We start from the raw sequence: 14,165 nt of genomic DNA on the forward strand, positions 1-14,165 counted from the left end.
ATGATAATATTTGCCCAAGTATAGGTTTATTTGTATTTTTGGAACGCCTGAAGAGTGACATGTTTGAAAATTTTTGAAAGTTTTTTCAAAATAAATCATTCTCAGGCACTTTTAAAAATTAAACTTTCGGACGGTAGTGAATATTAATATCGGCAATCGTATTTTTTAAAGGGAACAACGGATTTTCAGAATAATATCTTGAACCATGTAATCCATGTTCTTCTCCCGTTACGTGTAAAAATAAGATAGAACGTTTTGGCCCGTGTCCTTTTTTCTGAGCTTCTTTAAATGCTTGTGCAATTTCTAACAAAGCAACTGTTCCAGAACCATCATCATCAGCCCCGTTATAGATTTCACCGTTTTTCATTCCAACATGGTCGTAATGAGCCGAAATAACCAAAATTTCATCTGGTTTTTCAGAACCTTTAATGAAAGCCCAAATGTTTTCAGAATCATTAAGTTTTGGAGCAAATCCTCTTTTCATAAATTCAGAAGGTACTTTTTGATACCAATCTGATGCTCCTGGAGGAAAACTTATTCCCATTTTTTTGTATTCATTTATCAAATATTCTCCCGCTTTTTTTTGTCCAGGCTCTCCTGTATTTCTTCCTTGCATTTCATCACCAGCAACTATATATAGATGCTTGCTTAGTTCTTCAGCTTTAATTGTAGTGATGTAAGTGCCTGCATCTGCTGTTTTTTTTTGTGTCATTTGAGCTGAAGAACAGCTTGCAAGAAACAAGGTTAAAACAGCACTTGAAAACAATATTTTTTTCATAAATAGAAGTTTGTTATGTTAATAGATAAAACAAATATAATTAGTTAGTAGTAAAAAAGATTTTTTTATTACATTTTGCGAGTAATTTTAACAAAATTTGAAGATTAGTACCGATTATTACAAATTTACAATGAGTAACTTTGCAGATAACAAGCATTTTATAATGAAATTAAACCTAAACGACACATTTAACAAACAACTTCAGGCTGATACTGATACTTCAAACTCAAGAAGACAAGTTTTTGGAGCTTGTTTTTCCTATGTAATACCTCGAGTTCCCAGCCATCCTAAATTACTTCATGTTACAAGTGATGTGGCTGATTTAATAGGATTGTCTAAGGAAGAGGTAAAATCAGCGGAATTTTTAGATATATTTTCTGGTGGTAAAGTGTATCCTGAAACCCAACCTTATGCTATGGCATATGCGGGACACCAATTTGGAAATTGGGCTGGACAATTAGGTGACGGAAGAGCGATTAATTTGTTTGAAGTATTGCACAACAATCAACGTTGGGCATTGCAATTAAAAGGAGCAGGAGAAACTCCTTATTCAAGAAATGCTGATGGTTTAGCGGTTTTACGTTCTTCTATTCGGGAGCATTTGTGTAGTGAGGCGATGTTTCATTTGGGTGTGCCTACAACGCGTTCGTTGTCTTTGGTAAGTACAGGTGATAAGGTGTTGCGTGATATTTTATACAACGGAAATCCTGCTTACGAAGATGGTGCAGTGGTGTGTAGAGTGGCGCCTTCGTTTATTCGTTTTGGAAATTTCGAATTGTTAGCAGCTCGAAAAGATATTACGAATTTACAAGCTCTAGCTGATTATACGATTCAGTATTTTCATCCTGAAATCCAACAAACAGGTAAAGAAAAATATTTAGCTTTTTATCAAGAGGTGGTGAATCGAACGGTGGATATGATTGTAGAATGGCAACGCGTTGGGTTTGTTCATGGTGTTATGAATACCGATAATATGTCGATTTTAGGACTTACGATTGATTACGGTCCGTATGGATGGTTAGAAGATTATAATCCTGATTGGACTCCCAATACAACCGATGCTGAAGACAAACGATACCGATTTAGAAACCAAACTGATATTGCGTTGTGGAATTTGATACAATTAGGAAATGCTTTGTATCCTTTGATTGAAGATATTGATTCAATGGAACAAGTATTGAATAGCTATAGCCATAGCTTTGATACAAAGTTTCCTGTAATGATGCAAGAGAAATTGGGCTTAACATCAGAATATGAATCTGATTTTCAGGATGAATTGACAACTTTGTTAACCGCTTCTGAAACCGATATGACGATTTTCTATCGTAATTTAGCAAACGTATTAAAATCGGATACTCCTGAGATTGCTTTATCGAAAATAGAATATGCGTTTTACCAACCTGATGCTTTGGTAGCTACATTGAAAACGAGTTGGATTAATTGGATGGAACGTTATTTGCAAAAGTTAAATGATGAATCGCTTTCGGATACTAATAGAAAAGCTAAAATGAATCAAGTGAATCCAAAATATGTGTTACGCAATTACATGGCACAATTGGCTATTGAAGCCGCAGATAAAGAAGATTATTCTTTGATAAACGAACTTCATGAGTTACTGAAACATCCTTACGATGAGCAACCAGAAAATGAGAAATGGTTTGCAAAGCGACCTGATTGGGCACGTAATAAAGTTGGGTGTTCGATGTTGTCTTGTAGTTCTTAGTTAAATAGTTCAAAATTCATCATTCGTTAATCGAAATTCAATATTTAAGAGATGCATGACAGCATGACAAACTGCGCATAGAATACAAAAACACAACTATGTGTCTATGTGTTTAAACAAACAAAATATACTATGAAAAACTGGAATCCTATTACTACCGAACAACAAGTAAGAGAAATTGTTGAAAAATCAAATGAAAAACCTCAAATCATCTTTAAAGATAGTGTGACTTGTGGTATTAGCGCTTATGCAAAAGAACGCTTGGTTAACGGAAATGATTTACTAATTGCTAAAGCCGATTTCAATTATTTGGATTTACTTTCGTATCGAAGTGTTTCTAACTTCATTGCGGATGAATTAAATGTGATTCACCAATCGCCACAGATTATTGTTTTGAAAGATGGGGAAGTAGTATATCGCGTTTCACATCATAGTATTCAAGCTGATGAGATTGCGAAGTATTTGTAATTTAATAATACAACGTAAATCCCATTGCTTTGGCTAAGGTGTACTGCTTTTCGAATAATTCTTCTACAATATCGGTTACCTCATCATATTCTTGGCATAAGGCGAAGAACGGATTATCGATAATGGTACTTAGTATTGGTGCTGGGTTGCGATAGCCTGAAATGAAAATTGCTCCGGTGACATCTAAGAAATATTGAGCGGTTTCGGAATCTAGGTCTAGTTGTAAGGTGTTGGCAAAATGGATGCGTTTGTTGGTGAGTTTGCCTTCAAAGAATTCGGCTATTTCTTCTAGGCTGTACAAATAATTGTCGATGATGATGTTGTTGTCTCTTCCTTGGAATACGAAGTAGATGATTTCGTAGTCATTGAAGTTTCGGTCTTCATAGAGTAGGGTGGATAGACTTTCTTCTAATCCTTCTATGCTGTCACAGGTTTGGTACACGTTGGTGATGTTGTATTGCAGCGCTAATTTTTCTAGAGAAGGTAAGATGATACTAGATGTTTGGGAAGTGACGTCAGGAACGCTTTCTAGGCAGAATAGTTTGGATTGCATTGTTTTTTTTTACAAAGATATTGAATTTTTGGCTAGTGTTTTTTTAACGCAAAGTATGCAAAGTTTTTTCGCAAAGTACGCAAAGACGTTGCACTTGGTTTGGCACGCGGATGAAACGGGTTTGCATAGGCAGAGCGCTGGTGGTGGCGGATTTATATTTAAACACATAGTTGCATAGTTTTTTAAGTGGGTTGTGTTTAGAGGCTTTTTACTTGACATAGTTCACATAAGACTACACGACTAGATTGTTATGCTGGTGAGCATCTCTTGAACTATGATGAGGATGAGAAAAAAATGGTACAACTGATTACTTTGACTTTGTTCTTGCTCTTGTTCTTGATTTTTTATAAAAATTTTATTTTTATTTATTTGTTGACATTCAAATGGTTGGGAAATGGGTGAGGAGGAAAGTGTATTTTTTTTACTTTTTTCTTTTGAAAACGTTTGCAGAAATAAAAAATCGTTCTATATTTGCACTCGCAATACGGAAGTAGTGCACGACTTATTGGAGAAATGGCAGAGTGGTCGAATGCGGCAGTCTTGAAAACTGTTGACTGTAACAGGTCCGGGGGTTCGAATCCCTCTTTCTCCGCCAGCTGGAAAGCAAATTGAATTAAAACCCTTTAGATAGCAATATTTAAAGGGTTTTTTCTTTTAACACCTTATCAATTTATTCATTTTTAATCAAAATGTAGGAGTACTAAAAGGGGTACTTTAATTTTATAAACTAATGTACCCCTCGTTAGTTGTAATAGCCAGTATTTATAGGCTGTTTAGCTTTTAAACATCTTGACTTTTGATGTTAGTTTTTAGAAATTTAATTAACACTAAAGGTTACCAAAAATGAATGCAACAATCAATGTGCTTTTTTATATCAAAAGAGCAAAAATCAACAGCAACGGACTTGTTCCAATTTTTATCCGAATTACAATAGAAGGAAAACGTATTGATAAAAGTCCAGGTAAATATGTTTTACCTGAAAAATGGAGTACTGAAAACTCACGTTTAAAAGGTAATTCAGAAGAAGCACGTTTAATAAACAATCATCTCGAATTATTGAGAATGCATGTTTTCGAAATAGAAAAACAACTATTAATCAAAAAAGAAACTTTAAATTTTGAAAATTTCAAAAATGAGTACTTGGGCATCAAAGAACGCGAACGCCTACTAATCCCAATCTTCACAGAACACAACCGAAAAATTAAAGAGTTGGTTGGAAGCGAGTACGCTCCTGGAACACTAGAACGTTACGAAACATCTTTAAAACATACAAAAGACTTTCTTCAATGGAAATACAGAGTTTCTGACATTGATATTGAGAAAATAGATCATGCTTTTATAACCGAGTATGAATTCTATCTTCGTACGGAAAGAAAGTGTGCGAACAATACAGCTGTAAAGTATATTAAAAACTTCCACAAGATTATAAACATTTGCTTGGCCAATGGATGGTTAACGAAGGACCCATTCGCAAATTATAAAGCAAAAGTCAAAGAAGTAGTTCGTGAATTCCTTACAGAACAAGAAATTCAAAGTTTGATGGAAAAAGAATTCGTTTCAAAACGTTTGGAGTTAGTTCGTGACATATTTGTTTTCAGCTGCTTTACTGGATTAGCATATATAGACGTGAAACAACTAACTCCGGATAATATTGTTTTAGGAATTGATGGAGATAAATGGATAAACAAAAACCGCCAGAAAACGGATACTAATTCCAAAATTCCTTTATTACCAACCGCCCAATATATCATGGATAAATATTCTGATTATCCTGTTAATAAAAATAAGGGCAAAATACTTCCAATTTTGTCAAACCAAAAAATGAATTCTTACCTTAAGGAAATTGCAACGGTTTGCGGAATCAACAAAGAACTAACATTCCATATTGCCCGACACACCTTTGCAACGACAGTAACACTTAGTAACGGAGTTCCTATTGAAACCGTAAGTAAAATGTTAGGGCACACAAATCTGAAAACAACGCAACATTATGCTAAGATTTTAGACAAGAAAATTAGTGAGGATATGAAAATACTTAAAGATAAATTTTCAATCAATGTAAATCGACGTAGTTGCCAAAACTCTATTTAACAATATTTTATACAAACAACAATTCATTTTTTATACATTTGTGATGTTTTAAAATTAAAAATGAAAAAATATCACATAATATTAATAGTTTTACTAGGCATGTTTTTAATGCCTAGTACGGCTATGGCTTGTGGTAACTCTAATTCAAAACATTCTTGTGAAAAAGAAGTTTCATCTAAAAAAACTGAAAAGAAATGTTATTGTAGTAATGACAGTTCTGAAAGCAAAGATGAAAATGGATGTAAAGGTGATTGTGGTCATGAAAATTGTGGTTGTTCTATGACTTGTCCTTCTTCTTCAATCATTTTTATACCAGAAATTACTTTTAAAATTAACTTTATTCAATATTCTTCAATAGAGAAAGTTAAGTTTTCATACACGGCACCATCAATCTCAGATGGTTTTCATTCTATTTGGCTAATACCTAAAATAGGCTAAATTCTTTTTTTGACAGCCATTAGTGTGTCAAATTTATAGCATTTTGCTATCAGATTAATCATCAGTTTACTTTCCGTTTTTATTTTTAATTATTTCAAGCAGATAGACTTGTAAACTGTTATTTATTATTTTTTATCAACTTATCAAAGGAATTCACTTTGATTACTAATACATTATTAAAATGAAAAATTCATTTAAAAATATAATGCTAGCAACTTTTATATTGCTTAGTATTGCTGTCAATGCACAAATTAAAAATGCAAAAACAGAAACAGTTAAGATTTATGGAAACTGTGGAATGTGCGAAACCAAAATCGAAAATGCAGGAAATATCAAAAAAGTAGCTAAAGTAGATTGGGATCAAGATTCGAAGATGGCCACTTTAACTTATGATACTACTAAAACTAATCCAGACGAAATACTAAAAAGAATAGCATTAGCAGGATATGATAGTGATAAGTTTCTTGCACCAGATGATATCTATGACAATCTTCATGGATGTTGTCAATATGACAGAGTTGCTAAAGTTCCAGTTAAAGAAGAAATCAAAGTGGAAGAAACTACTGAAATCCATAATAATCATGTAAACCACAATGAAACTTCAAAGATGGTACTTCAAGAAGTTAACCAACTTAAAGTTGTTTTTGATAACTATTTTGTGGTAAAAGATGCTATGATTTCTTCTGATGGTAACACAACTTCAATTGCTTCAAAGGAATTACTAACTGCAATAAATAATGTTAAAATGAACAAATTGGATATGGATGTTCATAGGGTTTGGATGAAAGTTGTAAATCAAATTAAAAAAGATACTGAACTGATTTCAAATACGAAAGACATTAAGATACAACGTAATCATTTTACAACACTGTCAAAAGACATTTATTCATTAATAAAAGTAGCTAAGTATGAGGTTCCAGTTTATTTCCAAAATTGCCCTATGTACAATGATGGTAAAGGTGCAAATTGGTTAAGTAAAGAAAATGAAGTTAAAAACCCATACTATGGCAACAGAATGCTAACTTGTGGAAAAACAGTTGAAACCATTAAATAATGATTTTGCATATTAAAAATATGGTGTGCGATCGTTGTAAAATGGTCGTTAAAAATGAAATCGAAAATTTAGGATATTCACTAGTAAAAGTTGAATTAGGAGAAGTTGAACTGAATCAAAAGATTACAGATATTCAAAAAAAGGATATTAAATTAAATCTTGAGAAGTTTGGTTTTGAATTAATAGACGATAAAAAAAGTAGAGTTATTGAAAAAATTAAAGCATTACTAATCGATCTGATTCAAAACAAAAATGCAGATTTAAACCAAAATTTATCCTCTTACATAGCCGATAATCTAAATCATGATTACAGTAAACTCAGCAATCTATTCTCAGAAGTGGAAGGAATTAGCATTGAAAAATATTACATCAACTTAAAAGTTGAAAAAGCAAAAGAGTTAATTATGTATGATGAATTGAGCTTAAGCGAAATTGCAGACCTCCTAAACTACAGTAGTGTAGCACATTTGAGTAATCAATTCAAGAAAATAACAGGATTTACACCAACACATTTCAAACAAATAAAAGAAGTAAAACGAGTTCAAATTGATAAAATTTAGAATGATGTAAATCATAGCCATAATTATACAATTCATACCCGGTTTTTCAGTAGAACTTTGTACAAGTAAATTAGTAAAAGATGAAAACAGTAAAAACACAACCATATGCAATCCCACTCGAAAATGTGGAAAGCGAACATTGCGCTATGATTGTTAATAAAGGATTGCAGTCTATAGAGGGAATTACACAGCATAAAGTGGAAATAAACAACAAACAGGCTATCATTGAAACCGAAAAACCTGAAATAGCCATACCTAATGCCGTGAAAACCATTCGTGATTTGGGCTATGATGTTGCAACAACCACACAAATAATTCCAGTTATGCAAATGACTTGTGCTTCTTGTGCTGTGAGTGTAGAAAGTATAATTAAGTTCTTACCTGGTGTGGTGAACGCTTCAGTAAATTATGCTTCAGCAGAAGTTAAAGTAGAATACATTCCTAGTTTAGTTACACTAAACCAAATGCAAGTAGCGGTACAAAGTATTGGCTATGATTTATTTATCAATCAAGATAATAGTCAATACGAAACTTTAGAGGATATCCATCTTAGAAAACAGAAACAACTAAAAGCAAAAACGCTTGGAGCCATCATTTTATCGGTTCCATTAGTGGCAATTGGTATGTTTTTTATGGATATTCCGTATGCTAATTATATCATGTGGATATTGGCAACACCAGTCGTGCTTTTCTATGGAAAAGATTTCTACATAAATACCTGGAAACAGTTAAAACATCGTTCGGCTAATATGGACACACTAGTAGCATTGAGTACAGGTGTAGCCTATATTTTTAGCGTATTTAATACGCTTTTTCCAGACTATTGGCATTCTAAAGGATTACACGCTCATGTTTATTTTGAATCTGCAGCAGTGGTAATTGCTTTTATTTTATTAGGTAAATTACTGGAAGAAAATGCTAAAGGAAATACTTCTTCAGCCATTAAAAAGTTAATTGGCTTACAACCCAAAACGGTAAACATTGTAGATGCCAATGGGAACCAAATGGAATTACCAATAGAACAAGTCGAAGTTGGAATGACCATCATAGTAAAACCTGGAGAGAAAGTAGCAGTAGATGGAATTGTTTCTCAAGGAAGTTCTTTTGTAGATGAAAGTATGTTGAGTGGCGAACCCGTTCCAGTGAGAAAAGAGACAAATGACAAAGTGTTTTCGGGAACTATTAATCAAAAAGGAAGTTTTCAATTCAAAGCGGAAAAAGTAGGAGCCGATACCATGCTTTCTCATATAATTAAAATGGTGCAAGAAGCACAAGGAAGTAAAGCTCCTGTTCAAAAATTGGTAGATAAAATAGCGAGTATTTTTGTTCCAATTGTCATCGGCATCGCATTACTATCGCTTATTGCATGGATAATTTGGGGTGGTGAAAACGGATTCACTCAAGGATTGTTAGCTTTAGTGACAGTTTTAGTAATTGCATGTCCGTGTGCTTTAGGCTTAGCCACACCAACAGCCATCATGGTAGGTGTAGGAAAAGGAGCAGAGGAAGGAATTCTAATCAAAGATGCGGAGAGCTTGGAATTAGCTAAAAAAATCAATGCCATTATTTTAGATAAAACAGGTACAATCACCAAAGGTAAACCCACAGTAAACGAAGTAATTTGGGCAGAAGGAAATGATAGTTCTAAACAAATTTTGATCGCAATCGAAAAACAATCAGAACACCCGTTGGCAGAAGCAGTTGTAAGTTTTTATAAAGATGAAAATTCAGTAAATGTAAATCACATTGAAAGCATTACTGGAAAAGGGGTGAAAGCCCACTATAACGGAGAATATTATTTTGTAGGAAATAAAAAATTACTTTTCGAAAATGGTATAAATATTTCTGAAAAACTAGACCATGAGGCTTCAAAGTGGCTATTAGAGGCTAAAACCGTGATTTGGTTTGCCGATTCTAAAAATGCGTTATCCGTTTTAGCCATTGCCGACGAAATCAAAGAAACCTCCATAGAAGCCATTCAAGAACTTCAAAAAATGAATATTGAAGTGTATATGCTAACAGGTGATAATGCAAATACAGCCAAAGCCGTTGCTGAAAAAGTAGGAATTACCAATTTCAAAGGAGAAGTTTTACCAAAAGACAAAGCCGATTTTGTAAAAGAGCTACAAGCAAAAGGCAAAATAGTAGCTATGGTGGGTGATGGTATCAACGATAGTACCGCTTTAGCACAAGCTAATGTAAGTATCGCGATGGGAAAAGGAAGTGACATAGCTATTGATGTAGCCAAAATGACCATTATCTCATCTGATCTTTCTAAAATTCCATTGGCAATAAAGATTTCAGCAAAAACCGTGAATACCATTAAACAAAACCTTTTTTGGGCTTTCATTTATAATATTATTGGAATTCCACTTGCAGCTGGAATTTTATATCCAATAAATGGGTTTTTATTAAATCCAATGATTGCTGGAGCTGCTATGGCATTAAGTAGTGTAAGTGTGGTAGCGAATAGTTTACGATTAAAATATTTTAAAAATTAAAACAACATCAAAATGAAAAATAACACATTAAAATTCAAAACAAATATCAATTGTATGGGGTGTGTAGCCAAAGTAACACCAGAATTAGACCAAGTAGCCGCAATTGAAAATTGGGAAGTTGATATTCACAACAAAGAAAAAATACTAACCGTTGAAGCTTCATCAGAAAAAGAACAGGAAATCATGCAAGCGGTGGAAAAAGCAGGTTTTAAAATCGAAAAAATCAATTCATAAGTCTTTAGTGCTACTTGAAACAAAGTAAGGTGGCATTTTTATTAATCTTTGAAAATATAAAGATGAAAAAACAAAAAAGTGTTTCAAGAATAGTGGGAACTATGCTACTTATGTTAGTTGCGATACCCAACTCATTCGCTCAAAAAATAGTACGTTACGATTTATACGTTCGCGATACAATTGTCAACTATTCTGGAACTGAAAAAAGAGCTATTGCGGTGAACGGTCAAATTCCAATGCCAACCTTAACTTTTACAGAAGGCGATATTGCCGAAATTTACGTACATAACGAATTAAATGAAACTACTTCGTTGCATTGGCACGGATTATTTTTACCTAACAAAGAAGATGGTGTACCGAATTTAACCCAAATGCCCATTCAACCTGGCACAACGCATAAATATACGTTTCCCATCATCCAAAACGGAACGCATTGGTATCATTCACACTCAGGATTGCAAGAACAAATCGGAATGTATGGTATGTTCATTATGAATAAAAAAGAAAACGATCCTACTTTTAGAAAAGGTATCGATGATTTACCAACTGTTCCTTTAATTTTAAGCGAATGGACCGATTTAAAACCCGAAAACGTTCACCGAATGTTGCACAACGCTTCCGATTGGTTTGCCATCAAAAAAGGTTCCACACAAAGTTATAGTGAAGCCATTAAACAAGGGCATTTTAAAACAAAACTAGGCAACGAGTGGAAACGAATGAATGCCATGGATGTAAGCGATGTCTATTACGAAAAGTTTCTAATCAACGGAAAAAATGAAAGCCAATTAACACAGTTTAAAGGAGGCGATAAAGTCCGACTTCGTATTGCTAATGGAGGTGCTTCCTCTTATTTTTGGTTAACCTATGCAGGTGGAAAAATTACAGTAGTAGCTAGCGATGGTAACGATGTGGAACCCGTTGAAGTAGATCGATTACTAATTGCTGTTTCTGAAACCTATGATGTCATAGTCACAATTCCAGCCAATAATACGTCATATGAATTTTTAGCTACTGCCGAAGATAGAACAAAATCCGCATCCCTTTACATTGGAAACGGTATCAAACAATTGATTTCACCCTTGCCAAAATTAAAATATTTTGAAGGGATGAAGATGATGAATGATATGATGAAAATGAACGGTGAGTTAGACGATATGGGAATGAGCATGTCTTTAAATCAAATGGATATGAACGTAGTTATGTATCCCGAAATTACTGGAGAAGCTGATAACAAAAAGAAAGAACAAACACTAAAGGCAGCAAGCCATCAAGAACATTCAAAACATAATAAGTATGACGCTAATGCATTGGCGAACATCACCACATTGAATTACGCCATGCTTAAAGCTACTGAAAAAACAACATTGCCAAAAGACGCTCCAGTTAAAGAACTTCGTTTTGAACTTACTGGAAACATGAACCGTTATGTGTGGAGTTTAGATAATAAAGTAATTTCAGAAACCGATAAAATCTTAATTAAGAAAGGCGAAAATGTTAGAATTACGCTCTACAACGGTTCCATGATGCGCCATCCGATGCATTTACACGGACACGATTTCAGAATCATTAACGGACAAGACGATTACGCACCTTTAAAAAACGTAATGGATTTAATGCCAATGGAGACAAATATTATTGAATTCAATGCAAATGTTGAAGGCGATTGGTTTTTTCATTGTCATATTTTATACCACATGATGGCAGGTATGGGAAGAGTTTTTACCTACGAAAACCAAGCTGCAAATCCACTAATTCCAAATCCCAAATTAGCACAAAGAAAATTATTTGCCGATGATAGAGCTTTTCACATTATGGCTGAAAATGATTTTGCTACCAATGGAAATGATGGAATGGCAATGATCCAAAATACACGTTGGAGTTTAGGAGCAGAATGGCGATTAGGATATAATGATATGCACGGCTATGAAGCAGAATTCCACTTAGGAAGATATATAGGAAAAATGCAGTGGTTAATGCCTTTCATTGGTTTCGATTGGCGTTACAGAAAAATTAACGGACAAATCGAAAAAAATATTTTTGGACAAGAAAATACCAAAGATAAAAGAGCGGTTTTAAGTGCCGGAGTTAATTACACACTACCAATGTTAGTAATTGCACAAGCCGAAGTTTTTCAAGATGGAAACGTAAGATTACAATTAATGCGAGAAGATATTCCTGTTTCCAAACGATTACGAATGGGGTTCATGGTCAATACTGATACCGAATACATGTTAGAAGCACGATATATTCTAAAACGAAATCTCAGCCTAAGAACTCATTATGATAGCGATATGGGATTTGGATTCGGGTTGAATTTAAATTATTGATTTTAAAATTAGTATATGAAATACAGCATTACGCTAAGATTTTAGACAAGAAAATTAGTGAGGATATGCTAATTTTGAAGGATAAATTAAAAAGTTTGCATAAACAGGAAAACATTGTAAGTCAAAGCTTTACTTTATAGGAAAACTTTTATAGTTTTAACAAAATTCTTGCAATATTATTAATAGATTTTAGTTTAATTTGACAAACTAAAATCTATTTTTTTTATGATAACAGCTATAAAAAACAACTCCCTATTAGATTTTGAAAACGAATTAAGTTTAATCCTTAACACCTATTCCGATGAAATAGAAAAAGCAAAAAAGATAATAATGTTTATTGAAGACATTTTAAAACAGCTTTCCGATTGGTTAAAGAATCATGCCTTTGAATCGGTAAAAGATGAAATCACTTTTTTTAAAGAAGTAAAACCAAACATAGTTGCTAAACTTATATTTTACAAAGAGGTTTTATTGTTGATTGCTACCCAGCCGATTGACAAAAACAAAAAAGTAAAACATTTCGAGAAAAAACTGGATGCAATCAACCATTTTTACAGGAAAAATAGAGAATTTATCAAATACATTAAAAGTCATTCCAGTCATTTTGATGAATTGTATTTTACCAGGAAAAAGTACAAAGACATATTTTTAAACGATTGTTCGGTGATAATTCATGATGCTAAATTATGTACGTCACATGATTATTTGCTAGCGGAAGTAATTGCTTTTGAATTACTAGCATTACACATCGAAAACCGCATTGATAATCTCAATCAATCATGTGCAATTACCAACAATCAATTCAAATCTAATCTACATTGGACAGCCAAAAAAGTAGATTTAATCGAACTTATTTACGCCTTACATGAAGCTAAAGTTTTCGATAACGGTCAAGCCGACATCAAAGAAATCTCCCACGTTTTTGAAAAAGCGTTTCAAATCGATTTAGGTGACAACATCACCAGAAGCTTCATCGATATCAAAAACCGCAAAACAGATCAAACCCGATTTTTAAATCAGTTGCAAGCTGCACTAGAAACCAAAATCGAAAACGATTTAAACTAAAAACAACTAATTCCACTCAAAAAGCATAAAAATCGTTCCCAAGTTGGTACCAACTTGGGAACTTTTCTTTTTCAAATGCAATTGTTTTGTACCAAATAACTTCAAAACATAGCATTATGAACTTCAATCACAAAGCCCTGTTCCCAGAAACAGACAACATCGAACTACCAAACCACCAAGTAGTAACCAAAAGAGATTTACTAAACTTCGGTAATCTACTTTTAAGAGAAATCTGTAAATCGTCAGCAAAAAGTGGACTGATTTAGTTCAAAACTAAGAGAGTGTTTTCAAAAATTATTAACTTTGAAATAGTATGAAAACACCTAAGAAAAAAACAGCAGAGAATTTCATCAAAGACATTCGTAGAAATACA

Annotated in this window: 11 protein-coding genes, 1 tRNA gene and 1 pseudogene; 11 read left to right on the plus strand and 2 right to left on the minus strand. The window is 33.3% G+C overall.

Going from position 1 to position 14,165, the window contains the following annotated elements:
- Positions 1–139: 139 nt before the first annotated feature.
- Positions 140–778 (minus strand): annotated as a pseudogene (locus tag ACE3PD_RS03145) (M28 family peptidase); the annotation flags it as partial.
- A gap of 160 nt (positions 779–938) precedes the next feature.
- On the opposite strand from ACE3PD_RS03145, the gene ACE3PD_RS03150 reads away from it, so the two are divergent.
- Together ACE3PD_RS03150 and ytxJ are read left to right on the plus strand one after the other, a co-directional pair.
- Positions 939–2,501, plus strand: coding sequence for a YdiU family protein (locus tag ACE3PD_RS03150; protein WP_374399470.1), 1,563 nt, complete (start codon positions 939–941; stop codon positions 2,499–2,501).
- Positions 2,502–2,633: 132 nt separating this feature from the next.
- Positions 2,634–2,969, plus strand: coding sequence for a bacillithiol system redox-active protein YtxJ (gene ytxJ / locus ACE3PD_RS03155; protein WP_374399453.1), 336 nt, complete (start codon positions 2,634–2,636; stop codon positions 2,967–2,969).
- 1 nt (position 2,970) lies between these two features.
- Here the strand turns inward: ytxJ and ACE3PD_RS03160 are convergent, their stop codons facing one another.
- Entirely contained in the window at positions 2,971–3,522 is a 552-nt protein-coding gene (locus ACE3PD_RS03160; protein ID WP_374399455.1) for a DUF6642 family protein, read from the minus strand.
- A 507-nt stretch (positions 3,523–4,029) separates the two neighbouring features.
- Here ACE3PD_RS03160 and ACE3PD_RS03165 point away from each other — a divergent pair.
- The 9 genes from ACE3PD_RS03165 to ACE3PD_RS03205 all read left to right on the plus strand — a co-directional run bounded on the left by ACE3PD_RS03165 (position 4,030) and on the right by ACE3PD_RS03205 (position 13,792).
- Positions 4,030–4,117, plus strand: a tRNA-Ser gene (locus ACE3PD_RS03165).
- A 248-nt stretch (positions 4,118–4,365) separates the two neighbouring features.
- Entirely contained in the window at positions 4,366–5,613 is a 1,248-nt protein-coding gene (locus ACE3PD_RS03170) for a site-specific integrase (protein WP_374399457.1), read from the plus strand.
- A gap of 60 nt (positions 5,614–5,673) precedes the next feature.
- Positions 5,674–6,051 carry a hypothetical protein gene (locus ACE3PD_RS03175; RefSeq protein ID WP_374399459.1) on the plus strand — a complete coding sequence of 126 codons (378 nt, stop codon included), beginning with the start codon at positions 5,674–5,676 and terminating at the stop codon, positions 6,049–6,051.
- Between the two features lie 205 nt (positions 6,052–6,256).
- A complete protein-coding gene (locus ACE3PD_RS03180) occupies positions 6,257–7,105 on the plus strand; it encodes a DUF3347 domain-containing protein (protein ID WP_374399461.1) in 849 nt (282 codons plus the stop codon).
- A gap of 41 nt (positions 7,106–7,146) precedes the next feature.
- On the plus strand, positions 7,147–7,665 hold the full coding sequence (locus ACE3PD_RS03185) for an AraC family transcriptional regulator (protein ID WP_291265320.1): 519 nt from the start codon (positions 7,147–7,149) through the stop codon (positions 7,663–7,665).
- Positions 7,666–7,745: 80 nt separating this feature from the next.
- The gene (locus tag ACE3PD_RS03190; protein WP_374399464.1) at positions 7,746–10,166 is read left to right on the plus strand and encodes a copper-translocating P-type ATPase; all 2,421 of its coding nucleotides are present in this window, start codon (positions 7,746–7,748) and stop codon (positions 10,164–10,166) included.
- Positions 10,167–10,178: 12 nt separating this feature from the next.
- Positions 10,179–10,400 (plus strand): heavy-metal-associated domain-containing protein, encoded by a 222-nt coding sequence (locus tag ACE3PD_RS03195; protein WP_026726490.1) that lies wholly within the window; start codon positions 10,179–10,181, stop codon positions 10,398–10,400.
- A 62-nt stretch (positions 10,401–10,462) separates the two neighbouring features.
- A complete protein-coding gene (locus ACE3PD_RS03200) occupies positions 10,463–12,727 on the plus strand; it encodes a multicopper oxidase family protein (RefSeq protein ID WP_374399466.1) in 2,265 nt (754 codons plus the stop codon).
- 225 nt (positions 12,728–12,952) lie between these two features.
- Positions 12,953–13,792 (plus strand): RteC domain-containing protein, encoded by an 840-nt coding sequence (locus ACE3PD_RS03205; protein WP_374399468.1) that lies wholly within the window; start codon positions 12,953–12,955, stop codon positions 13,790–13,792.
- Positions 13,793–14,165 lie beyond the last annotated feature (373 nt).

Source organism: Flavobacterium sp., assembly GCF_041911335.1.
Lineage (GTDB): Bacteria > Bacteroidota > Bacteroidia > Flavobacteriales > Flavobacteriaceae > Flavobacterium.

Coding starts and splice junctions, on each gene's coding strand:
- ACE3PD_RS03205 (WP_374399468.1), top strand. CDS start 12,953: ATGATAACAGCTATAAAAAACAACTCCCTATTAGATTTTGAAAACGAA.
- ACE3PD_RS03175 (WP_374399459.1), top strand. CDS start 5,674: ATGAAAAAATATCACATAATATTAATAGTTTTACTAGGCATGTTTTTA.
- ACE3PD_RS03160 (WP_374399455.1), bottom strand. CDS start 3,522: ATGCAATCCAAACTATTCTGCCTAGAAAGCGTTCCTGACGTCACTTCC.
- ACE3PD_RS03185 (WP_291265320.1), top strand. CDS start 7,147: ATGGTCGTTAAAAATGAAATCGAAAATTTAGGATATTCACTAGTAAAA.
- ACE3PD_RS03180 (WP_374399461.1), top strand. CDS start 6,257: ATGCTAGCAACTTTTATATTGCTTAGTATTGCTGTCAATGCACAAATT.
- ytxJ (WP_374399453.1), top strand. CDS start 2,634: ATGAAAAACTGGAATCCTATTACTACCGAACAACAAGTAAGAGAAATT.
- ACE3PD_RS03200 (WP_374399466.1), top strand. CDS start 10,463: ATGAAAAAACAAAAAAGTGTTTCAAGAATAGTGGGAACTATGCTACTT.
- ACE3PD_RS03170 (WP_374399457.1), top strand. CDS start 4,366: ATGAATGCAACAATCAATGTGCTTTTTTATATCAAAAGAGCAAAAATC.
- ACE3PD_RS03195 (WP_026726490.1), top strand. CDS start 10,179: ATGAAAAATAACACATTAAAATTCAAAACAAATATCAATTGTATGGGG.
- ACE3PD_RS03190 (WP_374399464.1), top strand. CDS start 7,746: ATGAAAACAGTAAAAACACAACCATATGCAATCCCACTCGAAAATGTG.